The organism is Sinorhizobium sp. FG01, from assembly GCF_002531875.1.
Classification (GTDB): Bacteria; Pseudomonadota; Alphaproteobacteria; order Rhizobiales; family Rhizobiaceae; genus Sinorhizobium; species Sinorhizobium fredii_C.
Map to the genome: position 1 here is coordinate 201,005 of NZ_NWTB01000003.1, position 24,027 is coordinate 225,031.

The following is a 24,027-nucleotide window of genomic DNA, read 5'->3' on the forward strand; positions in this document are numbered from 1 at the left end:
GGAAGGAACCGTCAAGCACCGCATTTGTCACAGCCAGAAGAACAGAAGTTCCTGCAGGGCGTCGAGCGCCCGGCTGCTGAGCGTGCCGGGCCCAACCGCCTCGGCCGTTCTGACCGGCACTTCCCTCAGCAGCTTCTCGCCGTTCCAGAGCTTGACGACGCCTACCTGCTGGCCGGCTGCCACCGGCGCCGTCAGCGGCCATTTGTAGACGATCCTCGCCGTCAACCGTTCCGGATTGTTGACCGGAAGCAGCAGGTCGACCGGGTCACCCGCGACCAGCGAGACGCGAGACGCCGCCCCGCCGTAAACGCTCGCCTCGCCGATCGTCTCGCCTTCAGCGAAGATGCGCCGCTTCTCGAAATTCGTCATTGCCCAGTCGAGCACGCGGCGGCTTTCCTCGATCCTCTCCTTGTCGGTTTCAAGGCCGGCCATCGCCAGATAGACCCGGCGGTCGCCGCGCTGCATGGAGGCGGCAAGCGAGAAGCCGAACCCTTCCGCAAAACCGGTCGCCAGCCCGTCGACTCCGACATTGGCGGCAATCAGCGGGTTCTTGTTGCGCTGAAGGATCTTGTTCCACTCGAATTCAGGCTGAGCATAGAGGCGGTAGAATTCCGGATGCGCGTCGCGCAGATGGCGTGACAGGGTGACGAGTTCACGCATCGTGATCCTGCTTCCCGGATCCGGCAGGCCCGTCGCATTCTTGAAGGTCGCAACCGGCATGCCAAGCGCGCGGGCGCGTTTGTTCATCCGTTCGGCGAAGGCCGCCTCACTGCCGGCCATGCCCTCGGCCAGGATGATGCAGGCGTCATTCGCCAGTTGCACAGTCGCGCCTTGAATGAGGTCTGCAACGCGGATCTGGGATTTGATCGCGGCGAACATCGTGGCCGTGCCGGACGGTGCACCGCCTGTTCGCCAGGCATGTTCGGAAACCGGAAAGGTCGTCTCCGGCGTCAGTTCGCCCTTCTCCAGCGCCTCGAAGACCACGTCCATTGCCATCAGCTTGGCAAGCGAGGCGGGCGGTACAGGATCGTCTTCGCCGCGCGCGAAGAGCACGGTGCCTGTTTCCGCATCGACGAGGTAGATTTGCTTCGCCTTCGTATCGAAGGCCGGCGTTTGCGCTGTCGCCTCCCCCTGAGCGATCGCCGCCAGGATGCCCACGATCGCGAACCACTTCATGCGCATAAGAAACTCCGGTTTCTCATGCGGGCATAGCAGTGCAGAGCCCCCCGTTCAATCGGCATCGATCGGATCAGATGGCGCCTTGATGCCGCTTCGCATAGGCAAGGATCGACTCGGGAGTGAGCGGATTGGAATCGACCATGATCGCTTCGAAGGGAGAGGCCTTGTCGCTGACGCGCACTTCCACATAGGCAGCCGCATAGGCCATGGTGCCGTCCGGCAGCGGGATCAATTCGGGCCGCTCGGTCGGGATCGGGCCGATGTCCGGCAGCAGCACGAATTCGGTCATAGCCGGCGGCGTCGGGAAGGCTTGCGCGGGCGCGGCGAGTGCGTTCACCGGGGCGCCTGAGCCGAGCATCGACTTGGCCGGGACCGTGACGGTGCCGAGATCCTGCACCTGGTTGCGCAGCGGTTCGTTCGAGGCGACCATGACCCCCGTCGCGATCTGGCCTTCGGGCATCACACCCGGAGAACGATCGCCTTTCCTGACGTAGGACGCCATGAGATAGGGCATGTCGTTGCCCTCGAGCGGAGCCCGGCCGACATATTGAACGCGAACCTTGGCGCTCCCCTTGCGCTTGATGTCCAGCATGTCAGCCGTCTTTGAGGAGACGTCGATGAGCCGGCCGTATTCATAAGGACCGCGGTCGTTGACGCGGACGATCACCGACGTGCCGTTCTCGAGGTTCGTGACCCGGGCATAGCTCGGCAGAGGAAAGGTCGGGTGCGCCGCCGACAGGTGATACTTGTCGTAGACTTCGCCGTTTGCCGTCAGGCGACCGTGAAAGGCCGATCCGTACCACGAGGCCATGCCGGTCTTGTTGTAGCCGAAATCCTCTTTCGGCTGATACCACCTGCCCTTGACCTGATAGGCCTTGCCCACCTGATAGCGGCCGCCGCCCTTCGGAATATTGCGTCCGGTGGCGACCCGCGGGCTGGCTTTGACGCCATAGACGGATTCGGCGAAGTATTCCTTGCTTCGCGACTTGCTCTTCTTGACACTGGATGTCGTCGATCCGCAGGCGGTAAGCATTGCGCACAGCAACGGAACTGCAGCGAGCCGAATTCCCCTCACAAGGTATGCCGCTTTTCTATCGGATGTCATCTGTCCCACAAGATCATTCGCAATGCCGCACCGAAATGATCCGCACTAGCCCCCGCGCAGAATTCGGCGTTCCGAAACGGAACAATCAAAGTAATCATGACAACAACAAGGCGGAATTGCGAACTGGATGGCGAAAGCGCCATTGAAATCTCGTCTTATGGTTTACAGAACGTAAAGATCGAAGGGCCGAAAGCCGCCAGATGGACAGTGCCAGTCCCTACGCGGAGCAACAAAATCATGGTGCTGAGCACAGCAAATCTTGCAAAGCCCGTTTGCTTCGGGCAATAACGCGGCTGCCCGGAGGAGTGGCCGAGCGGTTTAAGGCACCGGTCTTGAAAACCGGCGTGCGTGAAAGCGTACCGTGGGTTCGAATCCCACCTCCTCCGCCACTGAGCTTCCCAAATCTTCCTATCAGCACCGAGTTGACAACCGGGACCGTCCAGGGTCCGCGCCCGCTTGGCCGCATATCATTATCTCCGGACCGGAACTTTGTATCTGCAGCGGGGTTGCAGGCGATGTGCGAGCAAGATCAATCAGTGACGTTGCCGAGCGCATGCCCATTTCGAGAAAGCCACCCGATGAAGAAGCGACGGATCGGCCGCTTGCAGGCTCGCGCAGGCTGGATCGTAACATCAATGCGATTCTGAAACGGCGCCGGGAGGCGGAACTTGGAAAGACGCTTCAAGACAAGATTGCAGATACAATTACGCGCTTTGCCGGCTCGATGACCTTCATCTATCTTCATCTCGCGGCATGCGTCTTCTGGATCGCGGCGAACATGAGATGGTTGCCTGGTGTGCCCGTCTTCGACCCGAGCTTTGTAATCCTCGCCATGGTCGCCTCCGTGGAGGCGATCTTCATCTCCACTTTCGTTCTCATCAGTCAGAACCGAATGGCGGCGGACGACGACAAGCGGGCAGATCTCAACCTGCAAATATCACTGCTGGCCGAACAGGAGGCGACCCAACTGCTGACCTTGGTCTCGGCAATTGCCGCTCGGCTTGACGTGAGGACAGCGGTAGACGCCGAGGTCGGCGAACTCGCGACCGAAGTGACCCCCGAAGACGTGCTCGACCGACTGGAAAAACGGCAAGCCGGCAGCGACGATTAGATACCGCTCTTGCGAATCTACTCGAGGCAAAACCTCCTACCTTCCGGAGCTCGAAACCGCGGTCGGCATTGCTCCGCTCCGAGGCCGCTTTCTCGTTAGATGCATTCTTTGCATTTCGTTGGGTTTGCGACGGGATCAGTCGCTTGCTCCAGGGATCAGCCTTGATCTTTCGGCCACCAGGCTAGAACTTCACCACGAGCCCGAGAATCGGACCCTGCTGCACGACGTCGAACAGAAAACCGTCGTTGCTGTAGTCGACGCCCAGGGCGCGGTAGCCGGCGACAGCCGACACCGTGTCGCTGAAGCGATAGCCGATGGCGGCGGCGACGTCCCAGTCGAGGTCGGCCTGGCCGGCGCCCACGAGGCCCCATCCGGTCAGAAAGATCTCCGGCGTGAAGATCATGGACTGGGAGGTCTCGGCCTCCGGCTATGCGGCGGTCTGGGCCAGGGAAAACAGGCGCGAATCCCTGTGGGACGCGATGGAACGCAAGGAAACCTATGCCACGACCGGGCCGCGCATGATCGTGCGCTTCTTCGGCGGATGGGACTTCGAGGCCCGTGATGCCGAGGATCGCCTGCCGGCGCGGATCGGCTACAGCAAGGGCGTGCCGATGGGTGGCGACCTCAGCGCGGCACCCGGCGGCAAAGCGCCGACCTTCCTTGTCGCGGCGTTGAAGGACCCGATCGGCGCCAATCTCGACCGCTACCAGATCGTCAAGGGCTGGTTGGACAAGGACGGAAACCCGCACGAGAAGGTCTATGACGTCGCCTGGTCGGGCGACGGCAAGCTTCCACCGGTCGGCAATACCGTAGACGAGGCGAACGCCACCTGGACCAACACGGTCGGCGCACCTGAACTCATCGCCGTGTGGAAGGATCCGGAATTCGACTCCAACCAGCCCGCCTTCTATTACGGCCGGGTGATCGAAATTCCGACGCCGCGCTGGACCGCCTATGACGGCAAGCGATTTGGCGTGAAGCCTTTGCCGGGCACCGCGACGACCATCACGGAGCGCGCCTACACGTCGCCGATCTGGTACACGCCGAAGTCCTGACGGCATGCCGCTGACCGCGTCGGAAAGATTTGAGAACGTTCGGCAGTGCCGCAGATCTTTTCGCGTGGCCAGGCATCGAAGCCGCCACGCAAAATCGACGAATTCAATTCCTGGGACTAGCTGTTCTGGACCTGCTCGACCGCTTGTGCCAGGAACTCCAGCATGCGCACGCGGATGTCGGCTTCCGACTGCGCCACCCCGGCCGCGTCGAAGTCGGCCTTGATCTTGCGCACGACGTCCTCGTGGCCGGCTTCCTCGATATCTGCGGTGATGACGTCACGCGCGTAGGCTTCGGGGTCCGCCTTGTTGAGGAGGCCGGCGGCCCAGAGGCCGAGCATCCTGTTGCGCCGCGCCAAGGCCTTGAACCTCAACTCTTCGTCCATCGCGAACTTTGCCTCGAAAGCCTTCTCGCGATCCTGCATCGTCGTCATCAATCGACCTCCCTCAAGTTGCCGGCCAGCATTCTCGCATAATGCAGTGTGCCGGCGGAAGAGCAACCTGCGTTTTCGTCTTTGGCGCCTTTCATGATACCCTGATCTAAATCGGGGGAAGGAAAGATACGCCGATTGTGAAATGCGTTCTTTTCAGATATGGACCCGCTGAGAAAATTCCAAATGCGCGACCCAAGAGCGCCAACAACCACAGAGACAAGTCCATGAATCGTCGCCGCCGTATCTACGAGGGCAAGGCAAAGATCCTTTACGAGGGTCCGGAACCGGGCACGCTCATCCAGTTCTTCAAGGATGATGCGACCGCGTTCAACAAGAAGAAGCATGACGTCATCGACGGCAAGGGCGTACTCAACAACCGCATTTCCGAGTACATCTTCACTCATCTCAACAAGATCGGCATTCCGACGCACTTCATTCGCCGCCTCAACATGCGCGAGCAACTGATCAAGGAAGTGGAGATCATTCCGCTCGAGATCGTCGTGCGCAATGTCGCCGCCGGTTCGCTCGCAAAGCGCCTCGGCATCGAGGAAGGCACCGTGCTGCCGCGCTCGATCATCGAGTTCTACTACAAGGCCGATGCGCTCGACGACCCGATGGTCTCGGAAGAGCACATCACCGCGTTCGGCTGGGCGAGCCCGCAGGAACTCGACGATATCATGGCGCTTGCCATCCGCATCAACGACTTCCTGTCGGGCCTCTTCCTTGGCGTCGGCATCCAACTCGTCGACTTCAAGATCGAATGCGGCCGCCTCTACGAAGGCGACATGATGCGCATCGTTCTGGCCGACGAGATTTCGCCGGACAGCTGCCGGCTGTGGGACGTCGAGACCAAGGAAAAGATGGACAAGGATCGGTTCCGCCGCGACATGGGCGGCCTGGTCGAGGCCTATCAGGAAGTGGCCCGCCGTCTCGGCATCATCAACGAGAACGAGCCGCCGCGCGGTTCCGGACCCGTGCTCGTCAAGTAACGATGCTGGCCAAGTGAATTTCGGGGATAAGCAAGTGATCAAGGCACGCGTAACCGTGACGTTGAAGAATGGCGTTCTGGACCCTCAAGGCAAGGCAATCGAAGGCGCGCTCGGGGCGCTTGGCTTCGACGGCATCGGCCAGGTCCGCCAGGGCAAGGTCTTCGACCTGCAGCTCGAGACCGCAGACAAGGCCAAGGCCGAAGCCGAGCTCAAGGCTATGTGCGAGAAGCTGCTCGCCAACACGGTGATCGAAAATTACAGTATTTCCCTCGCCTGACGGCGGGGGAATTTCTGCGCCGGCCGTCACGATCGGACGCGACCCTCGGATCGGTTCACCGGCGTTTCCAGCATTGATGTTCACCTCGCGCGCTTCAGGGCCGCGGGGCCAAGGCAAGGTATCTACGCCCATGAAGTCAGCCGTCGTTCAGCTTCCAGGCCTTAACCGCGATCGCGACATGATCGCGGCACTTACGAAGATCTCCGGCAAGACGCCGGTGACCGTCTGGCAGACCGAGACGGAGATCCCGGATGTCGACCTGATTGTCATTCCCGGCGGCTTTTCCTATGGCGACTACCTGCGCTGCGGCGCGATCGCCGCGCGCATGCCGGTGATGCAGGCGATCAAGGCCAAGGCCGAGCAAGGCGTGCGCGTCCTTGGCGTGTGCAACGGCTTCCAGATCCTCGTCGAAGCGGGCCTGCTGCCGGGCGCGCTGATGCGCAATGCCTCGCTGAAATTCGTCTGCCGCGAAGTGAAGCTCGAAGTCGTCAATGCGGAGACGGACTTCACCCGTGCCTACGCCAAGGGCCAGGTGATCCGCAGCCCCGTCGCCCACCATGACGGAAACTATTTCGCCGACGCCGAAACCTTGAAGGCGGTGGAAAGCAATGGTCAGGTCGTCTTCCGCTATGCCGAAGGCACCAACCCGAACGGCTCTCTCAACGATATTGCCGGCGTGGTGAATGACCGCGGCAATGTTCTTGGCATGATGCCGCACCCGGAAAACCTGATCGAAGCGGCCCATGGCGGCTCGGATGGCCGCGGCATCTTCGCCTCGGCGCTCGACGTAATCGCCGCTTAACCGTATCGCTGCTAGAAGGCGGTATCCATCGTCACGCGCGCGAGGCCGCCTATGCCATCCATGAAATGCAGACAATTCGCAGCGCTCGGCTGCGTCGCCGCAAGCTTTGTGCTCGTTGGCGGGTGCCAATCCAACCGCCCAACCTCCGCGCCTGCGAGCTCCGCCGCGCTCCCGACGATGGAGCGCGTTGCGCTTGGCGCCAATGGCTGCTGGTTCAAGTCGGGCGACCCGGCCTTCAAGGCCTATCGGCTCGCACCGGAACTCAATTCCTTCTCCGGGCGCCCGCGCATTTTGCTCGTGCCGCGCAAATCGCCCGAGTCACGCCCCCTCGCGGTCATCCAAGCCGAAGGGCACCCTGCCCGGCTGCAGGCCTTCGGTCCGCTTCTCAGCGAGCCGGTGGGCACGCGAATCGCGTCGGACGTGCGGCGCTGGGCCGCCGGCGGCCAGGGCTGCAGTTGAGCTCAAACAACCGAGTTCCCGATCCGAGCTCGGCGGTCTCGCGCGCCGCGGATAAATCGTCCGCGCCTAGCCTCTGCGTCGTGGCGGCAAGCAAACAGACGGGCGGCGGCGCCACATCTTTGAACGCATCCCGCTCTAACGCCAGAACGGAACGGCAGCCTCTCGCCGTGCTTCAGCCTCGCTGACGCCGATGTCCTTCAACTGGTGGTCGCTCAAGTCGCCCAGCACCAGACGGCTGCGCCTCTTCGCGGCCAATGCACAGTAGAAGCGCCACAGCCTAGCTGGAATACTCAAGTTGGCGCTTTGCCCGCGATGGCTGGGCCTCTCGGTGTGCCGCGGCGACAACTGAATTGTATTAATTGTATTCATTGCTCTGAACCTCAACGCCGTACTGTCGCACCATCCTGTGATAATTGACTCTGCAATTGAGGCAATATAGACAATTGTCACTATGACAACTTGGCTGCCGGATATACAGCAGGGGCACGGGCCGCTTTACGCGCGGATCGCCGACCAGATTGAACAGGCGATCGGCAGCGGCGCCCTGCCCGTCGGCACCAAGCTGCCGCCGCAACGCAATCTGGCCTTCGACATCGGGGTGACGATCGGAACGATCGGCCGGGCCTACAACATCGTGCGGGAGCGCGGACTTGTGAGCGGCGAGGTCGGCCGCGGCACCTATGTGCTGGACCATCCGGAGAGCAGACCGCCCGAACAGGCCGATCCACTCACCACGTCGCTAGCCGGTACCCGTCCGATCGTCGCGCCGCCCGGCAAGCTGCGCTTCGACAGCACGGCGGCGCCGGACATCGGCCAGGGCGACATTCTGGCAAGATTGCTCGGTGACATCAGCCGGGAGCATCATGCGGACATTGCGAGCTATGCCCGCAATTTTCCTGATCATTGGTTCGAAGCGGGTGCGCAGTGGCTGGCGAGCGGCAGCTTTCGACCGACACCGGAATGCATCGTGCCGACGCTCGGTGCGCACGCCGCCGTCATTGCCGTGATTTCGGCGGTCACCTCGCCGGGCGACCGCATCGCCTTCGAAACCCTGACCTATTCGCAGGTAAGCCGCAGCGCCGGGCTGATCGGGCGGCGGATCGCGCTGCTCGCAAGCGATGAGTTCGGCCTGATCCCGGAGGATTTCGAGCGCGTTTGCGCCCAGCAGCATCCGAAGCTCGCCTTCCTGATGCCAAGCGCGCAGAACCCTACGGTGGCGATCATGCCGCTCGAGCGGCGCCAGGCGGTCGCCGAAATCGCCCGCAAATACGGTGTATGGCTGGTCGAGGACAATCTCTATGGCTCGATGACCGGTGATCCCATTCCGCTTCTCGCCGAACTAGCGCCGGAGCGGACTTTCCTCGTCGGCGGCCTGTCGAAGTCCGTTGCCGCCGGCGTGCGCGGCGGCTGGGTCGCCTGCCCGCCACATTTCAGCCAGCGCATCCGCATCGCCCACAAGATGATCAGCGGCGGCCTTCCGTTCCTCCTTGCCGAACTTTGCGCCCGCCTTGTTCTTTCAGGGGCCGCCTCCTCCCTGCGCGGCCGCGGCGTCGAGGAAATCGGCAAGCGCGTCGCCATGGCGCGCGAAATCTTCTCCGGCTTCGAGTTCAACGACCACCCGAAGGTACCCTTCCTCTGGCTGAAGCTCCCGGAGCCCTGGCTGTCGGGAACCTTCAAGCAGGCAGCCCTCCAGGAAGGCGTGCTGATCGACGACGAGGACGAATTCAAGGCGGCCCGGTCCGACCGCGTCTTCCACCGCATCCGCGTCGGATTCTCCTCGCCGGCCAAGCGGAGCGACGTGGAGGCCGGGTTCCAGATCTTGCGACGCCTGCTCGATAGCGGCCGTACCGGCTACGACAGCTTCGACTAATTCCCTGCCAGACGACTTTCGCACAAGCGACGACGATTTATAGTTCGCGTAACGCCTGAGTCGATTCGCCTTTCCAAAGGATCTGGCATGCTTTCTTCAACTTGGCTCGGTGCCCGGAGCCTGATGCTCGGTTCCGTCGGAGCCTTCGCGTTCCTGGCATCTCTTGGGGCCACACCCGTTCACGCGGCAGAGCCGATCTTCGACGAACTCCGTTTCGGTGCGACGACCTCCATCGGCGACGGCGACAATCAGGAGGACGGCGTCTTCCCATCCGTGACCGTCTTTTTCGACCCGTTCGGTGCAGACAGTGCTACCGGCTTTATTGAAAAGGTCCTGCGGCCACGGGTGCATGCCGGAGCCTCGATCGCAACCGCGTCGAACGGCGTCAACCAGGTGTATGGCGGGTTCAGTTGGGACGTCGACATCACCGAGCGTTTCTTTGTCGAGCTCGGTGCCGGCGGCACGGTTCACGACGGCGACCTGAACGATGACGGAACGAGCGGGCCGAAGCTTGGCTGTCGGCTGATGTTCCGCGAATATGCCGCCGCCGGGTTTCGCTTCGACGATCACTGGAACCTGTCGGCAACGGTGGAACACTCCTCCAATGCCAATCTTTGCAATGGACCCAACGACGGTTTGACGCGTGCGGGACTGATGCTCGGCTACAAATTCTAGCGGCTGAGAAACGGAATTTCCGGTCGGGAGCACGTCGGCTGGCTCCTGTTGATCTGCGGTATTTTTCTGTCGCGCCGCGGCGCGTCATAGGCTAAAGAAGCCGCAAAGCGCCCCCTGTTTGTGTTGCGGTTCGCACGCGCCGTGTCCCTGTCGGAAGGGGTGCGCGCCGCCCGAAGGATTGACGGTCGACGATGACGATTTCCAACACCCGCCCCATCACCCCGGACCTCATCGCCTCGCACGGGCTGAAGCCCGACGAATATGAGCGCATCCTGAACTTGATCGGGCGCGAGCCGACCTTCACCGAACTCGGTATCTTCTCGGCTATGTGGAACGAGCACTGCTCCTACAAATCCTCAAAGAAATGGCTTCGCACGCTCCCGACCAAGGGACCGCGCGTCATCCAGGGGCCGGGCGAGAATGCCGGCGTCGTCGACATCGATGACGGCGATTGCGTCGTCTTCAAGATGGAGAGCCACAACCATCCTTCCTATATCGAGCCCTATCAAGGCGCGGCCACCGGCGTCGGCGGCATCCTGCGTGACGTCTTCACCATGGGTGCGCGCCCGATCGCCGCGATGAACGCGCTCCGCTTCGGCTCGCCCGATCATCCGAAGACCCGCCACCTCGTGTCCGGCGTCGTTGCCGGCGTCGGTGGCTACGGCAACTCCTTCGGCGTGCCCACGGTCGGCGGCGAGGTCGAGTTCGACTCGCGCTATAACGGCAACATCCTCGTCAACGCCTTCGCGGCGGGCCTCGCGAAGAGCGATGCGATCTTCTATTCGAAGGCGGAGGGCGTCGGGCTCCCGGTCGTCTATCTCGGCGCCAAGACCGGCCGCGATGGCGTCGGCGGCGCCACCATGGCTTCGGCCGAGTTCGACGAGTCGATCGAGGAGAAGCGCCCGACCGTCCAGGTCGGCGATCCCTTCACGGAAAAATGCCTGCTTGAAGCCTGCCTCGAACTGATGCAGACGGGCGCCGTGATCGCCATCCAGGACATGGGCGCCGCCGGCCTCACTTGTTCCGCCGTCGAGATGGGCGCCAAGGGCGATCTGGGCATCGAGCTCAATCTCGACAAGGTGCCGGTGCGCGAGGAGCGCATGACCGCCTACGAGATGATGCTTTCCGAAAGCCAGGAGCGCATGCTGATGGTGCTGCGCCCGGAAAAGGAGGAGGAAGCCAAGGCGATCTTCGTCAAGTGGGGCCTCGACTTCGCAATCGTCGGCAAGACGACCGACGACCTGCGCTTCCGCATCCTGCACCAGGGCGAGGAAGTGGCGAACCTGCCGATCAAGGAACTCGGCGACGAGGCACCGGAATATGACCGCCCCTGGACACCGGCCAAGACCCCCTCGCCGCTCGCGACCAACGACATTCCCCAGGCCGATGTCGCCGAGGCGCTTCTGAAGCTGGTCGGCTCCGCCAACAATTCCTCGCGCCGCTGGGTTTACGAGCAATACGACACGCTGATCCAGGGCAATTCGCTGCAGCTGCCGGGCGGCGACGCCGGCGTGGTGCGCGTCGAAGGCCATGAGACGAAGGCGCTCGCCTTCTCTTCGGATGTGACGCCCCGTTATGTCGAGGCAGATCCGTTCGAGGGCGGCAAGCAGGCTGTCGCCGAATGCTGGCGCAACCTGACGGCAACCGGGGCGCTGCCGCTCGCTGCCACCGACAATCTGAACTTCGGCAACCCCGAACGCCCCGAAATCATGAGCCAGTTCGTACACGCCATCAAAGGCATCGGCGAAGCCTGCCGCGCTCTCGATTTCCCGATCGTTTCGGGCAACGTATCGCTCTACAACGAGACGAACGGCCAGGCGATCCTGCCCACCCCGACCATTGGCGGTGTAGGGCTGGTCAAGGACTGGTCGAAGATGGCGCGCATCCGCTTTGCCGCGGCGGATGAGACCATCCTGCTCGCCGGCGCGCCGGAACACTTGGGCAGCCACATCGCTCAGTCAATCTATATGCGCGACATTCACGGCCGCACCGACGGTCCGGCACCGCACGTGGATCTGGCGCATGAACGCAAGGTCGGCGACTTCGTTCGCGGCCTGATCGCGGACGGACTGGTTACCGCCGTGCACGACTGCTCTTCGGGCGGCCTTGCGCTTGCCGTTGCGGAGATGGCGATCGCCTCGGGCATCGGCGCGACGATTGCTGCTCCGGAGAACGATCCGATTGCGGCCTTCTACGGTGAGGATCAGGGTCGCTATGTCGTGACGGTCACTGCCGACAAGCTCGATGCGGTCGCCGCTCGGGCGGCAGTCGCTGGCATTGACCTGCCGGTTATCGGCAAGACCGAAGGCGAAGCCGTTAAACTCGGCGATGCAAAGGCGGTCTCGGTAGACGAATTGCGTTCCGCCCACGAAGCCTGGTTCCCCACCTACATGGGCAGCGATCTGGCTCCGGACAATTGACGGCAGACGGGGCGGAAAACCGTCAAATCATCATTTGCTTTCCGCCCCTGAATCGTGGTTCCCTTGAGGCTACGAGCGGGGGTGCGTCCCCTGCGCCCGCAGAAAAATAACAAGGGAGTTGGCATATCATGCCCATGACACCAGGCGATATCGAAGACATGATCAAGGCCGGAATCCCGGGCGCCAAGGTCACGATCCGCGATTTGGCCGGTGACGGCGACCACTATGCCGCCGAAGTCGTGGCCGAAGCGTTTCGCGGCAAGACCCGCGTGCAGCAGCACCAGATGGTCTACAACGCCTTGAAGGGAAATATGGGCGGCATACTTCATGCGCTCGCCCTGCAGACCAGCGCGCCGGAGTGAGTCCCTATGGCGGACTTGATCAAGGAACTCGTCAGCGGTGTCGTCGACAGTGCGCTGAAGGAGATCCTAAAGAAGACCGGCGCCAGGAAAACCGCGACGCGGCGGACGAAGCGCCGTACCAGGCAAGCCTCAGGCGCCGGCGGCATCCTTGCCGAGATCATCCAGGCCGCGATCCGCAAGCCGGCAAAGAAGCAGGTGAGCCGTCGCCGCACCGCTGCATCCCGCAGCAAGCTGCGCCGCCGCCCCGCCTGAGGTGGTTTGAAAGCCACATTTTGAGGACCATCAACATTTTTGCGAATTGGGTGGGTGAAAACCGCGCCCATGCATGCTATTTAAGCAGCAAAGCGACATCCGGTCCTTGAAGCCGGCCAGGAAGGAAGACAACATGAGCGGAATTCACGATTTCATCGACAACGAGATCAAGACCAACGACGTCGTTCTCTTCATGAAGGGCACGCCGCAGTTTCCGCAGTGTGGTTTCTCCGGACAGGTGGTGCAAATCCTCGATTACATCGGCGTCGACTACAAGGGCATCAACGTGCTCGCCGATGCGGATCTGCGCCAAGGCATCAAGGATTACTCCAACTGGCCGACCATTCCGCAGCTCTATGTGAAGGGCGAATTCGTCGGCGGTTGCGACATCGTGCGCGAGATGTTCCAGGCAGGCGAGTTGCAGGAGCATCTTCAGGGACAGGGCATTTCCGTAAAGGGCGCTGCGTAGCATCCGCAATAGGGAACAGCGCACGGAGAAGGCGGCCTGACCGCCTTTTTTGATTCCGGAACTATATGCCGTTCGGCTAAATTTCGGTGCACTCCTTGAGCAGGCGACGAAATTCACCGGCTCCGGAGGGGTCTTCCACGACCGCGCATCGGCAGATTTTCGACTGCCCCACGGGGGCGATCGACGCAGACATTGCCTTGGGGCGCGCACTCTCTCGCACCCGTATACTCATAGCATCGACGTCGGCGCAGGCTCGACTTCGACCTGAAATTTCACAGACCGATCAAAGTATTGATGAACTCTGCGCCCTCGATATCAGCGGCGCATTCTGTGCCGGACGCCGAGCGGACGGTCAGCGGGATTCCCGAAATGACAAAACCGATAGATCAAGCGGCGACGCTTTCCGGCCTCACCAAGACCCAGTTCATCGCCCTGATGGCGATGCTGATGTCCATCAATGCGATTTCGATCGACATCATGCTGCCGGGGCTGCAGGAAATTGGTGCAAGCCTCGGCGTCAGCGACGAAAACGACCGCCAATATATCCTGTCCGCCTATCTGTTCGGCATGGGTTTCGCACAGCTTTTCTTCGGACCGCTTTCCGATCGCTTCGGGCGGAAGGCGCCGCTCCTCGGCGGGCTGGCGCTCTATGCCCTGAGCGCGATCGCGATCGTCTTCGTGCCGACATTCGCCGCGCTGCTGTTCTTCCGCTTCGTGCAGGGCGTCGGCGCGGCCGCCATTCGCGTCGTGACCGTATCCCTCGTGCGTGACATCTATGGCGGCCGTCAAATGGCGGAGATCATGTCGCTGGTCATGATGGTGTTCATGATCGTCCCGGTGATCGCCCCGAGCGTCGGCCAATTGATCATGATCTTTGCGGAATGGCACATGATCTTCGTCGTGATCGCGTTCTACGCACTTGCCGTCGCGGCGCCCGTCGCAGTTCGCCTGCGGGAGACCTTGGCTTCTGAAAACCGACGCCCGTTCACAGCGTCTGCGATTCTGGAGGGCTTTCGTATCGTCGTGACGAACCGGACGGCGCTGTTCTATACGCTGGCGACGTCCGTGATCTTCGGCGCGCTCTTCGGCTTCATCAATTCGGCACAGCAGGTCCTCGTCGGCATCTATGGTCTCGGCGTGTGGTTCCCGGTCGTCTTCGCGGGCTTTGCCGGACTCATGGCGGTCGCCTCCTTCACCAATTCGCGTCTCGTGCGGCGGTTCGGCATGCGGGCACTCTCGCATGCCGCCCTTCTCGGCTTCACCCTGGCGAGCTTCGTCTGGATGTGTGCATCGCTCGCGGGACCGCTGCCGCTACCGATTTTCGTGGTCCTCTACGCCGCGGCAATGTTCCAGTTCGGGGTGATCTTTGCTAACTTCAACGCCATGGCCATGGAGCCACTCGGGCATGTGGCCGGTACCGCCTCGTCGGTTCTCGGCTTCGTCCAGACGATCACCGGCGGGGTCATCGGCGCCGTCATCGGCCAGGCCTTCGACGGCACTGTGACACCGCTCGCCGTCGGCTTCTTTGCCGTCGGCGTCCTTGCCCTCGTCTTTGTGCTGTTTGCAGAAGGCGGCCGGCTTTTCAAACCGCACAATCCTGCCGGCTAGCCGGATGCCGGTGTGGCGCGACGGCCGGATTGTTCCTCCCAAATCTGCTATTGTGGATATTTCAATGACTTCCATCTCAGAAGACACCCTCAACGCCCGACAACAACCGGATGATACCAACTCGGTTTCGGGTGCGGCTCGTATCGGAATGGGTCTCGTCGAATTCATCGTGACGATTGCCGTGATGACGGCAAGCGTGGCGCTCGCGATCGACAGCATGCTGCCGGCGCTTTCGAGCATCGGCCAGTCGTTCGACGTTACCAATGCCAACGAAGCGCAGCTCGTCATCGGCATATTCTTCCTCGGTTTCGGCTTTTCGCAGATTTTCTTCGGCAGCCTTTCCGATGCCTTCGGCCGCCGCGTGGTGCTGCTCGGCGGCTTGGCCTTCTTCACCATCTCGAGCTTCGCCGCCTCGCAGGCGACGAGCTTCGAGGCGCTGCTGGTGCTGCGCTTCATCCAGGGCATCGGTGCCGCGGCGGTGCGCATCACCACCATGGCGATCGTCCGCGACTGTTTCGGCGGCCGCGAGATGGCACGCGTCATGTCCTATGTGATGATCGTCTTCATGATCGTGCCCATCGTCGCTCCCTCGCTTGGACAGGTGGTCATCGTCTATTCCGATTGGCACTGGATCTTCATTCTGATCGGCGTGATCGGCCTCGTTCTTTTCTTTTTGGCGCTGACTCGCATGTCGGAGTCGCTCCCTGCCAAGGAGCGCCTGCCGCTCTCGTTCGGCGCTATTCTTTCAGGCTTCCGTACGGTCCTGACGAACCGCATCACCTGCGGTTACATGATCGGCCTGACGCTGTTCACGGCGGTCATCTGCGCCTACATCGTCAGCGTGCAGCAGGTCTTCGGCGAAATTTACGGTCTCGCCGACTGGCTGCCGATCGCCTTTGCCGGTACGGCCGGCGGCATCGCTGTGGCAAACTTTGCCAACGGCTTTTTTGTCCGCAGCTTCGGCATGCGCCGCATCTCGCACGCCGCACTGATCCTGTTCACGTTGCTTGCGGCCGCGGGTTACGCGCTGTCGCTGGCCGGCACGCCGGCCTTCGTCGTCAGCTACGTGATGTTCTCGGTGCTGCTGATGTTCTTTGCCGTGATCGCCACCAATTTCACGGCGATCAGCCTCGAGCCGATGGGCCATCTCGCCGGCACGGCCACGGCGATTACCGGCTTCATCTCGACAACGGCCGGCGCCCTCATCGGCAGCGCCGTCGGCCAACTTTTCAACGGAACGCTGCAGCCCCTGTTCGGCGGATTCGCGCTCTTCGGACTTCTGACCATTGCCGCTACGCTCTGGGCGGAAAAGGGAAAGCTCTTCACCCATCCCGGCGACCAGATCGCCGGTCCCGATCACGGTGGCGGACATATGTAACAACAAAGCCCGCTCGGCGATCCGGGGCGGGCTTTCTCTATTGTGACGCCTGTAACGTCCTTGATCAGACGGTGAAAACCTCGCGCCGCAGCGCCTCCCAGCTTTCCTTGTCGGTGGCGAGAAGCAGCCCGCCATTGGTGTGGGCCGGCAGATAGCGCGATCCGTCGAAGCGGGCCGCATAGGCGCCGGCCTCTTCGGCGACCAGCGTGCCGGCAAGGTGATCCCACGGCATGAGCTTCTGGTACATCAGGAAGTGCAGATGGCCGGCTGCGAATATGCGGTATTCATGCGCGGCGCAGCGGTAGCTTGTGGCGATCCTCACCTTGGCCAAATTGCCCATGACGATCCGGCGGTCGTCTTCCTGGTAGAATGCCGTCGAGGCGCCGCCGACCATGCTGCCAAGCGGCACGCCGGCCGTGACCGACAGCCTCTCCTGCGACCCGTTCGGCCGGCACATCCAAGCGCCGGAACCTTTCTCGGCAATCACCCAATCATTGCCGAGCGGATCGTAGATGATGCCCGCAACGGTCTCGCCTTTGGCGACGACGCTCGCCATCACCCCGAAGAGCGGCAGGCCGGCGGCAAAGTTGAAGGTCCCGTCGATCGGATCGACGACAATGGCAAGCTCGGCATCCGCCAGCTTGTCGAGGAGAGCGGGATCGGCCGCGACCGACTCTTCCCCGATGAAGACTGCGCCAGGCGCGATCGCGTCGATCTTCGCCTTGATCAGCCTCTCGGCAGCCTCGTCGCCTTCCGTCACAAGATCGATCGCCTCGGACTTCGTCCGCACATCGCCCGATTCCAGATTCCGGAAGCGAGGCAGGATTTCCTTCACCGCCGCCTCCTGCAAAAGGTTGGCAAGGGCGGCGATATCGACGGACTGGCTCATTCTGTGGGCTCCGAAGAAAGGGACTGGAAATCGAACAGCTTTGGATCGAGCAGGTGCGACGGGTTCACATGGCCGAGCGCGCGCAGCATCGTGTCCTTGCGGCCGGGCATGCGCCGCTCGATGTCGGCAAGCATCGCCTTCATGGCATTGCGCTCGAGACCGTCCTGCGAGCCGCAGAGATCGCACGGGATGATCGGGAACTCCATCGCTGCGGCGAATTTCGCGAGATCGTCCTCGGCCGCATAGGCAAGCGGCCGCAGGACCGTCAGGTCGCCCTCGTCATTGAGAAGCTTCGCCGGCATCGACGCCAGGCGGCCGCCATGTAAGAGGTTCATGAAGAAGGTTTCGAGAATGTCCTCGCGATGGTGCCCGAGCACCAGGGCATCGCAGCCCTCCTCCCGCGCGACACGGTAGAGGTTGCCGCGCCTCAGCCTGGAACAGAGCGAGCAATAGGTGGCGCCCGTCGGCACCTTCTCCTTCACGACCGAATAGGTATCGCGATATTCGATCCGGTGCCTGACGCCGATCGAGGCGAGAAAGTCCGGCAGGATGTGTTTCGGAAAGTTCGGCTGGCCCTGGTCGAGATTGCAGGCAATGAGCTCGACCGGCAGAAGCCCGCGCCACTGCAGATCCATCAGCAGCGCCAAGAGGCTGTAGCTGTCCTTGCCTCCGGAAACGCCGACGAGCCAGCGCTTCGACCCTTTCAGCATGCCGAAGTCGTCGAAAGCCTGACGCACTTGGCGCAGCAGGCGCTTTCTCAGCTTGTTGAAGGAGACGGAGGTCGGCATCCGCGCGAACAGCGGATGAGCACCGGTGTCGAGAACGGCGTCTTCCGCATTGGGAGCAGCGTCCATCATCTCGCGCTCAGGCGATAGTGAGAGTTCCATGGCGGTAGTCTCGGATTCTGAGGGCGCAATAGGTCCGCCCAAAGGCCCGAACCACTTGCCCGGTCTGGCACCGAAGATCAAGGGAAAAGGGGGCGGCGGCGCAATGAATTGCAGGAATCGAGCCCTCAACCTCAGCGAGATTGCCCCTCACCGTAGCCCTCTCCCCGCACGCGGGGCGGAGGTCACGGCAGCGGCATGAGGGGCACCCTCAGACGCTCACGGCCCAAATACCGACCAGCCGGTACGCGCCGCGAGCATCTCGAGCGCCAGCGAGCCCAGGAGCGAATTGCCGTTCTCGTTGAGGCCCGGCGACCACACGGCAATCGAGGCTTTGCCGGGCGCGACCGCCATGATGCCGCCGCCGACGCCGCTTTTGCCGGGCAGACCGACGCGATAGGCAAAGTCACCGGATCCGTCATAGTGGCCGCAGGTGAGCATCAGCGCATTGATGCGCCGGGCCCGCAGGCGCGATACGACGGAATGGCCGGTCAACGGATTGGTGCCGCCCGCCGCCAGAAAAAGGCCCGCCTTCGCCAGCTGGCTGCAGGTCATGGCGAGCGCGCAGTGGTGGAAATAGACGCCGAGCACATGCTCGACCGGATGGTCGAGCCGTCCGAAGGAGCGCATGAAACTGGCGAGCGCGAAATTGCGGAAGCCGGTGGCCGCCTCGGAGCGGGCAACCTCGTGGTCGATGACGATGTTCTCGTCGTCGGCCAAGTAACGGACGAAGCGCACGATCTCGCCTATCAGTTCCCTCGGCGTGTGGCCGGCGAGGATCAGGTCGCTGATCGTGATCGCCCCCGCATTGATGAAGGGGTTGCGCGGCTTTCCACCCTCGTGTTCGAGTTGCACGATCGAATTGAAGGCCGACCCGGAGGGTTCGCGGCCGACCCGATGCCAGATATTCTCGCCATGCTTGCCGAGCGCCAGCGTCAGCGTGAAGACCTTCGAAATGCTCTGGATCGAGAACGGCACTTCCGCATCGCCGACCCGATGCACATCACCGCCCGTCGTGACGATCGCCATGCCGAAATGCTGGGGATTTATGCGGGCAAGCTGGGGAATATAGTCGGCAACCTTGCCCTCGCCCAGCCGCGGCGTCAGCTCGCGATAGATGTCGTCGAGGATCTGTTGCAGATCCTGAGGCGCTTTCTGCTCCGGCATGCGGCACTCCTCGATCTTGGGTCGCTCCGGCAGTTTTCTACAAAAAAACCGCCCGTCTCCGGGCGGTTTTCGAATTCACGAGGCCGAGCCCGGATTAACGCGAATAGAATTCGACGACCAGGTGCGGCTCCATGACGACCGGATAGGGAACGTCGGTCAGAGCCGGAACGCGGACGAAGGTCGCGACCATCTTGTTGTGATCGGCTTCGATATAGTCCGGAACGTCGCGCTCAGCGAGCTGAACGGATTCGAGAACCGTAACGAGCTGCTTGGACTTGTCCTTGACTTCGATGACGTCGCCCGGCTTGCAACGGTAGGAACCGATGTTGACGCGAACGCCGTTGACCTTGACGTGGCCATGGTTGACGAACTGGCGGGCGGCAAAGACGGTCGGAACGAACTTGGCGCGGTAGACGATCGCGTCGAGGCGCGATTCAAGCAGGCCGATCAGGTTTTCCGGGGTGTCGCCCTTGCGGCGGGAAGCTTCGGCGAAGATCGCACGGAACTGTTTTTCACGGATGTCGCCGTAGTAGCCCTTCAGCTTCTGCTTGGCGCGCAGCTGCACGCCGAAGTCGGAAAGCTTCGACTTGCGGCGCTGACCGTGCTGGCCCGGGCCGTATTCGCGGCGGTTGACCGGGGACTTCGGGCGACCCCAGATGTTCTCGCCCATGCGGCGGTCAATTTTATACTTGGACGATTCGCGCTTGCTCATCGCATTTCCTTTCAATCGGTTACACCGGTCTGTTGCCAAGCCGGATCAAGGAAACACGCCCTCCTCTGAACTCATTTTGGGAGTTCTGACAGGCTTCTCACGATCACGCTGCCGGAGAAACCACGGGACATGTCAAATGAAACACCGGGCATCGCTGCCCGGCGTTGGGCGGGTCTTTACGCATTGGGCGGGGAATTGTCAAACGGATTTACGCAAGAAACGCAGGGATTTCCGCCAATCCCCGTTCCGAAAAAATCACTCCGCGGCCGCGCGCTCCGACATGCCGGCATCCGGCGCATTCGCATCACCCGGACGGGTCTCTTTGCCGAGGTCAGGGAAAGCGACGATTCGTTTGCCAGCGAAATCCGCATGCACGACGATCAGCCCCTGCTCTTCGAAATAGCCGAGCAACCGTCGCGCCCGCCGGGCGGAATGCGTGCCGTAAGCACGCGCGATCATCGCGTCAGAAGGACAGGGAGCGCCACGCACGGCCGCCTGCGCCATCATCAGGAAGACGCCCTGCAGGTCCTCCGTCACCCGATCGGCGAGCCCAAGAGCCGATGCCCAGGCTTCAGTCGCAGCCGTTTCGGGATCCACCCCCGAGCGCGCCACGGCCATCTTGCGCCGAAAAACACCGAGTGACGGCGCGGAGCCTGGCACACGGCGGATGCGGCAGCGAACCAGGAAATCCTGGTACAGCTCGGCGTCAGGCCGGAACGCCGCTTCCGGGTTTGCAAGAATCTCGGCGAACACGCCATCGATCAACGCCTCCCGCTCCTCGGCGGAGAGTTCCGGCTGGGCGGGTTTCGCCTCGACCGGTGTCTGAGATTCCGGCCGCGGCCGCGACAGTTCCGCGAGAATATCGCTGGCGGGCCGCGGCTGGGGCGCCGCACGTCGGACAATGGGTCGGCTCAATTCTTCCGGATCGGGCGTGAAGATCAGGTCCTCGACGTCCTGCGGCGCCTCCGGCAGCGGCATCAGCTTCGGGCTCGTCGAGCGCGCCGACGTCTCGACCGATCCGATCGTCACCTTCAGCGGCCGGCGGGAAAGCGCCGGGCCGAGCGCTACGAAGGAGCCACGCTTCAGGTCGCGGAACATTTCGGCCGTGCGACGGTCCATGCCGAGCAGGTCGGCGGCGCGCTGCATGTCGATATCGAGGAAGGTGCGCCCCATCAGGAAGTTCGACGCTTCCGCCGCGACGTTTTTGGCAAGCTTCGCCAGGCGCTGGGTGGCAATCACGCCGGCCAGTCCGCGCTTACGGCCGCGGCACATCAGGTTGGTCATCGCCCCGAGCGACACCTTGCGCGCCTCTTCCGAAACGTCGCCACCGACCGAGGGCGCGAACATCTGCGCCTCGTCGACGACGACCAGGACGGGATACCAATAGTCGCGATCCGCATCGAACATCGCGTTCAGGAACACGCCGGCGCTGCGCATCTGCTGCTCAATGTCGAGTCCCTCGAGCGAAAGGACGCACGAGACGCGGTGCTGGCGGATGCGCGTGGCGATGCCGATCAATTCCGCATCCGTCCGCTCGCCCTCGATCACCACATGACCGAACTTGTCGGCAAGGGTCACGAAATCGCCTTCTGGGTCGATGATGCACTGCTGCACCCAAGGGGCGGACTGCTCAAGCAGCCGGCGCAACAGATGCGACTTGCCCGAGCCTGAATTGCCCTGCACCAGGAGTCGCGTCGCCAGAAGCTCTTCGATATCGAGCGAGGCCGAAGTCCCTTCGGACGTCGTTCCCATGTCGATGCCGACTTTCATTCCCACCTCTTCGTCACGAATTGATTCGCGATCCGCCGGGAGCGCCAAAACCAGCGACACCTAGCACGGTTTTGGCTCCGGTCAGGGCCGCTCTTCAAACAACTCACAGGAATACGCGTGCGACCCAGCAAAAATTGGTTCCCTGGAAAAAGATCGCAAAAGTTGAAAGCGGGCAGATCCCCTCCTATTCACTGGAGTCGCCTGATGATAGTCCCAGACAGGATGCAAGGAAGCTGATGTCCCAATACGACACCGAGAACCACTTTCAGTTCGACAAGCAATTGCGCGAGGCGGGCAAGACCCCCTATCGCGTCATTTCGCCGGCGGAAGCGCGGCGCTCGTGGATCAGCCTTGCCCTTGCGATTGCGATCGTGCTGGCGGCCGCCGCCTTCATCCTGCCGACGGCGTTCTGACGCTCATGCGGAACGCATGGTGAGCCCAAAGCCCTGCATCAGCCGCCGCGTGGCGAAATCGGGCCTGCCGGAGGTGAAGATCGCCGGATCCTCGCCGTTCAACGGTTCGAAACCGTTCGGCAACGGCACGAGCGAACGCGCCCGCCGCGCGATTGCCTCGGCCGGATCCAGCCAGTCGACCGGCCAGGGCGCCAGCCGCCGGAAGACGTTCGCCATGAACGGATAATGCGTGCAGGCGAGCACGACGATGTCGGTCTTCCGATCGTCCATTTCGACAAAGCAGGGGGCGATCTCCGCCAGCACCGCCTCGTCCTCCAGCTTGTCGCCGCGGATATAGGCTTCCGACATGCGTGCCAGGTTCTCCGAACCGACCAAGCGCACATGGCACTGCGAGGCGAAGGATTGGATGAGATCGCGCGTATAGGCGCGCTTCACCGTTCCGGGCGTTGCCAGAACCGAGACCAGTCCCGAACGCGTCCGCTCGGCCGCCGGCTTGATCGCCGGCACCGTGCCGACGAAGGTCATTTGCGGATAGGCGGCGCGCAAATCCGCTCCGACCAGTGTGAAGGCGGTATTGCAGGCGATGACGCAGATTTCCGGATCGTGCTCTCTGAGCAAGTCGCCAAAGAGCGCGATCACCCGCACCTTTAGCGCCCCCTCCTCCCATCCGCCATAGGGAAAGCCGGCATCGTCGGCGACATAGATGAAGTGCCGCTCCGGCATCAGCACGCGCGCCTCGCGCAGCACCGTCAGACCGCCGATGCCGCTGTCGAAGATGAGAATGGGTTTGAGCTCAGTCGTCGTCACCGCCGCCTTGCCCCTTCCTGCCTCCGACCGGTGCGCCCGAGCCGCGCGGGTTTTCGCGCGTGAAGCGGTCGAGCGATGAGATGACGCCGCGCAGCACCTGGATTTCGGATTCGCTGAAGGAAGGCCTCGTCAGAACAGCGCGGAGATTTTCCACCAATTTCGGCTTTTTATCGGCGGAGCGAAAGTAATTGCGCGCCTCGAGCGCCCCCTCGAGATGTTCGAACAGCCCCTGAAGATGTTCCTTCGTGGCCGGCCGCTGCTCGATCGCCTGGAACGAGGTCTCCTCCTCGGACTCCATGCCGGTCTTCATCCACTCATAGGACATCAGCAGCACGGCCTGGGCAAGATTGAGCGAGGCGAAGGCGGGATTGACGGGGAAGGTTACAATCTCGTCTGCGAGCGCCACCTCCTCATTGGTCAGTCCGGTACGCTCGCGGCCGAAGATGATGCCGACCGCCTCCCCGACCTTGAAGCGCTGGCGGAGCGAGCGGGCGGCAACGATCGGCGAACGCACCGGCTTGTAGCCATCCCGATCGCGGGCTGTGGTGGCGTAGACGAAGTTGAGGTCGGCGATTGCCTCCTCTAGCGTGTTATAGAGTTTGGCCCCGTCGATCACATGATCGGCTCGGCTCGCCGCCGAGCGCGCCTTCTCACTCGGCCAACCGTCGCGCGGATTGACGAGACGCAGTTCCGAAAGCCCGAAATTCGCCATGGCGCGAGCAACCATGCCGATGTTCTCGCCCAGCTGAGGGTAAGCGAGAATGATCGCCGGCCCCTCCGTCAAGAGTTCGCGCTCGCTGTTCGTGCCTGCCATTATGATACCTTGCCTCTATTCGCCGCTTCCCTCGCACAAAAACCTTGGAAATTAAAGCCGGGACACCAAAGTCGGCGACGCCTTTGCTGACCCAAAGTTTCGGCCAACTATGCTTTGCCTTGCCGGTCC

Annotated in this window: 25 protein-coding genes, 1 tRNA gene and 2 pseudogenes; 16 read left to right on the forward strand and 12 right to left on the reverse strand. The window is 62.4% G+C overall.

Going from position 1 to position 24,027, the window contains the following annotated elements:
- Positions 1-27: 27 nt before the first annotated feature.
- Complete coding sequence (locus CO656_RS03675; protein WP_097524845.1) at positions 28-1,182, reverse strand: D-alanyl-D-alanine carboxypeptidase family protein; 1,155 nt, start codon at positions 1,180-1,182, stop codon at positions 28-30.
- A gap of 67 nt (positions 1,183-1,249) precedes the next feature.
- Positions 1,250-2,284, reverse strand: a complete 1,035-nt coding sequence (locus CO656_RS03680) for a septal ring lytic transglycosylase RlpA family protein (RefSeq protein ID WP_097524846.1) — start codon at positions 2,282-2,284, stop codon at positions 1,250-1,252.
- Positions 2,285-2,583: 299 nt separating this feature from the next.
- On the opposite strand from CO656_RS03680, the gene CO656_RS03685 reads away from it, so the two are divergent.
- A tRNA-Ser gene (locus tag CO656_RS03685) sits at positions 2,584-2,673 on the forward strand.
- 164 nt (positions 2,674-2,837) lie between these two features.
- Positions 2,838-3,395: a DUF1003 domain-containing protein gene (locus CO656_RS03690; protein ID WP_050988348.1), complete on the forward strand. Its 558-nt coding sequence runs from the start codon at positions 2,838-2,840 to the stop codon at positions 3,393-3,395.
- Positions 3,396-3,576: 181 nt separating this feature from the next.
- Here CO656_RS03690 and CO656_RS03695 read toward each other — a convergent pair.
- Positions 3,577-3,792: pseudogene (locus CO656_RS03695) on the reverse strand (hypothetical protein); the annotation flags it as partial.
- Here CO656_RS03695 and CO656_RS03700 point away from each other — a divergent pair.
- A pseudogene (locus tag CO656_RS03700) lies at positions 3,782-4,450 on the forward strand (DUF3604 domain-containing protein); the annotation flags it as partial. The pseudogenes CO656_RS03695 and CO656_RS03700 overlap by 11 nt on opposite strands.
- Positions 4,451-4,566: 116 nt before the next feature.
- On the opposite strand, the gene CO656_RS03705 reads toward CO656_RS03700, so the two are convergent.
- Positions 4,567-4,881: a DUF1476 domain-containing protein gene (locus tag CO656_RS03705; protein WP_037424455.1), complete on the reverse strand. Its 315-nt coding sequence runs from the start codon at positions 4,879-4,881 to the stop codon at positions 4,567-4,569.
- A 224-nt stretch (positions 4,882-5,105) separates the two neighbouring features.
- On the opposite strand from CO656_RS03705, the gene purC reads away from it, so the two are divergent.
- From purC to CO656_RS03725, 4 genes are all read left to right on the forward strand, one after another.
- The gene (purC, locus tag CO656_RS03710) at positions 5,106-5,870 is read left to right on the forward strand and encodes a phosphoribosylaminoimidazolesuccinocarboxamide synthase (protein WP_018239850.1); all 765 of its coding nucleotides are present in this window, start codon (positions 5,106-5,108) and stop codon (positions 5,868-5,870) included.
- A gap of 34 nt (positions 5,871-5,904) precedes the next feature.
- Complete coding sequence (gene purS, locus CO656_RS03715; protein ID WP_012708154.1) at positions 5,905-6,147, forward strand: phosphoribosylformylglycinamidine synthase subunit PurS; 243 nt, start codon at positions 5,905-5,907, stop codon at positions 6,145-6,147.
- Between the two features lie 130 nt (positions 6,148-6,277).
- Positions 6,278-6,949 (forward strand): phosphoribosylformylglycinamidine synthase subunit PurQ, encoded by a 672-nt coding sequence (purQ, locus tag CO656_RS03720; RefSeq protein ID WP_037424453.1) that lies wholly within the window; start codon positions 6,278-6,280, stop codon positions 6,947-6,949.
- A gap of 51 nt (positions 6,950-7,000) precedes the next feature.
- Complete coding sequence (locus tag CO656_RS03725; protein ID WP_097524847.1) at positions 7,001-7,408, forward strand: hypothetical protein; 408 nt, start codon at positions 7,001-7,003, stop codon at positions 7,406-7,408.
- 135 nt (positions 7,409-7,543) lie between these two features.
- On the opposite strand, the gene CO656_RS31220 is transcribed toward CO656_RS03725, so the two are convergent.
- Positions 7,544-7,777 (reverse strand): DUF1127 domain-containing protein, encoded by a 234-nt coding sequence (locus CO656_RS31220; protein ID WP_083854262.1) that lies wholly within the window; start codon positions 7,775-7,777, stop codon positions 7,544-7,546.
- A gap of 82 nt (positions 7,778-7,859) precedes the next feature.
- Between CO656_RS31220 and CO656_RS03735 the strand changes: the two genes are divergently transcribed.
- The 8 genes from CO656_RS03735 (at position 7,860) to CO656_RS03770 (ending at position 16,442) form a co-directional block, all read left to right on the forward strand.
- Positions 7,860-9,278, forward strand: a complete 1,419-nt coding sequence (locus CO656_RS03735; RefSeq protein WP_097524848.1) for a PLP-dependent aminotransferase family protein — start codon at positions 7,860-7,862, stop codon at positions 9,276-9,278.
- A gap of 123 nt (positions 9,279-9,401) precedes the next feature.
- Positions 9,402-9,953: an acyloxyacyl hydrolase gene (locus CO656_RS03740; protein WP_104839278.1), complete on the forward strand. Its 552-nt coding sequence runs from the start codon at positions 9,402-9,404 to the stop codon at positions 9,951-9,953.
- A 191-nt stretch (positions 9,954-10,144) separates the two neighbouring features.
- Entirely contained in the window at positions 10,145-12,373 is a 2,229-nt protein-coding gene (gene purL, locus CO656_RS03745; protein WP_037424447.1) for a phosphoribosylformylglycinamidine synthase subunit PurL, read from the forward strand.
- 128 nt (positions 12,374-12,501) lie between these two features.
- Positions 12,502-12,735, forward strand: a complete 234-nt coding sequence (locus tag CO656_RS03750; protein WP_014328481.1) for a BolA family transcriptional regulator — start codon at positions 12,502-12,504, stop codon at positions 12,733-12,735.
- A 6-nt stretch (positions 12,736-12,741) separates the two neighbouring features.
- Positions 12,742-12,987 carry a hypothetical protein gene (locus CO656_RS03755; RefSeq protein WP_037424444.1) on the forward strand — a complete coding sequence of 82 codons (246 nt, stop codon included), beginning with the start codon at positions 12,742-12,744 and terminating at the stop codon, positions 12,985-12,987.
- Between the two features lie 133 nt (positions 12,988-13,120).
- Positions 13,121-13,456, forward strand: a complete 336-nt coding sequence (gene grxD, locus CO656_RS03760; protein ID WP_037385944.1) for a Grx4 family monothiol glutaredoxin — start codon at positions 13,121-13,123, stop codon at positions 13,454-13,456.
- A gap of 369 nt (positions 13,457-13,825) precedes the next feature.
- A complete protein-coding gene (locus CO656_RS03765) occupies positions 13,826-15,064 on the forward strand; it encodes a multidrug effflux MFS transporter (protein WP_097525053.1) in 1,239 nt (412 codons plus the stop codon).
- 64 nt (positions 15,065-15,128) lie between these two features.
- Positions 15,129-16,442, forward strand: coding sequence for a multidrug effflux MFS transporter (locus CO656_RS03770; protein WP_097524850.1), 1,314 nt, complete (start codon positions 15,129-15,131; stop codon positions 16,440-16,442).
- A gap of 64 nt (positions 16,443-16,506) precedes the next feature.
- On the opposite strand, the gene CO656_RS03775 is transcribed toward CO656_RS03770, so the two are convergent.
- The 5 genes from CO656_RS03775 to CO656_RS03795 form a co-directional block, all read right to left on the reverse strand.
- A complete protein-coding gene (locus CO656_RS03775) occupies positions 16,507-17,331 on the reverse strand; it encodes an inositol monophosphatase (RefSeq protein WP_097524851.1) in 825 nt (274 codons plus the stop codon).
- Positions 17,328-18,188 (reverse strand): tRNA 2-thiocytidine(32) synthetase TtcA, encoded by an 861-nt coding sequence (gene ttcA, locus CO656_RS03780; protein WP_234819702.1) that lies wholly within the window; start codon positions 18,186-18,188, stop codon positions 17,328-17,330. The genes CO656_RS03775 and ttcA overlap by 4 nt, the downstream gene beginning before the upstream one ends.
- Positions 18,189-18,434: 246 nt before the next feature.
- Entirely contained in the window at positions 18,435-19,382 is a 948-nt protein-coding gene (locus tag CO656_RS03785) for a glutaminase (RefSeq protein ID WP_097524853.1), read from the reverse strand.
- A 94-nt stretch (positions 19,383-19,476) separates the two neighbouring features.
- On the reverse strand, positions 19,477-20,094 hold the full coding sequence (gene rpsD / locus CO656_RS03790; protein ID WP_018239866.1) for a 30S ribosomal protein S4: 618 nt from the start codon (positions 20,092-20,094) through the stop codon (positions 19,477-19,479).
- Between the two features lie 255 nt (positions 20,095-20,349).
- Positions 20,350-21,864, reverse strand: a complete 1,515-nt coding sequence (locus CO656_RS03795; RefSeq protein WP_097524854.1) for an ATP-binding protein — start codon at positions 21,862-21,864, stop codon at positions 20,350-20,352.
- A 236-nt stretch (positions 21,865-22,100) separates the two neighbouring features.
- On the opposite strand from CO656_RS03795, the gene CO656_RS29585 reads away from it, so the two are divergent.
- The gene (locus CO656_RS29585) at positions 22,101-22,277 is read left to right on the forward strand and encodes a hypothetical protein (RefSeq protein WP_103452593.1); all 177 of its coding nucleotides are present in this window, start codon (positions 22,101-22,103) and stop codon (positions 22,275-22,277) included.
- A gap of 3 nt (positions 22,278-22,280) precedes the next feature.
- Here CO656_RS29585 and murI read toward each other — a convergent pair whose 3' ends face one another.
- Both murI and CO656_RS03805 read right to left on the reverse strand, forming a co-directional pair.
- The gene (gene murI, locus CO656_RS03800; RefSeq protein WP_097524855.1) at positions 22,281-23,084 is read right to left on the reverse strand and encodes a glutamate racemase; all 804 of its coding nucleotides are present in this window, start codon (positions 23,082-23,084) and stop codon (positions 22,281-22,283) included.
- A complete protein-coding gene (locus CO656_RS03805; RefSeq protein ID WP_097524856.1) occupies positions 23,071-23,898 on the reverse strand; it encodes an RNA methyltransferase in 828 nt (275 codons plus the stop codon). The genes murI and CO656_RS03805 overlap by 14 nt, the downstream gene beginning before the upstream one ends.
- Between the last annotated feature and the right edge of the window lie 129 nt (positions 23,899-24,027).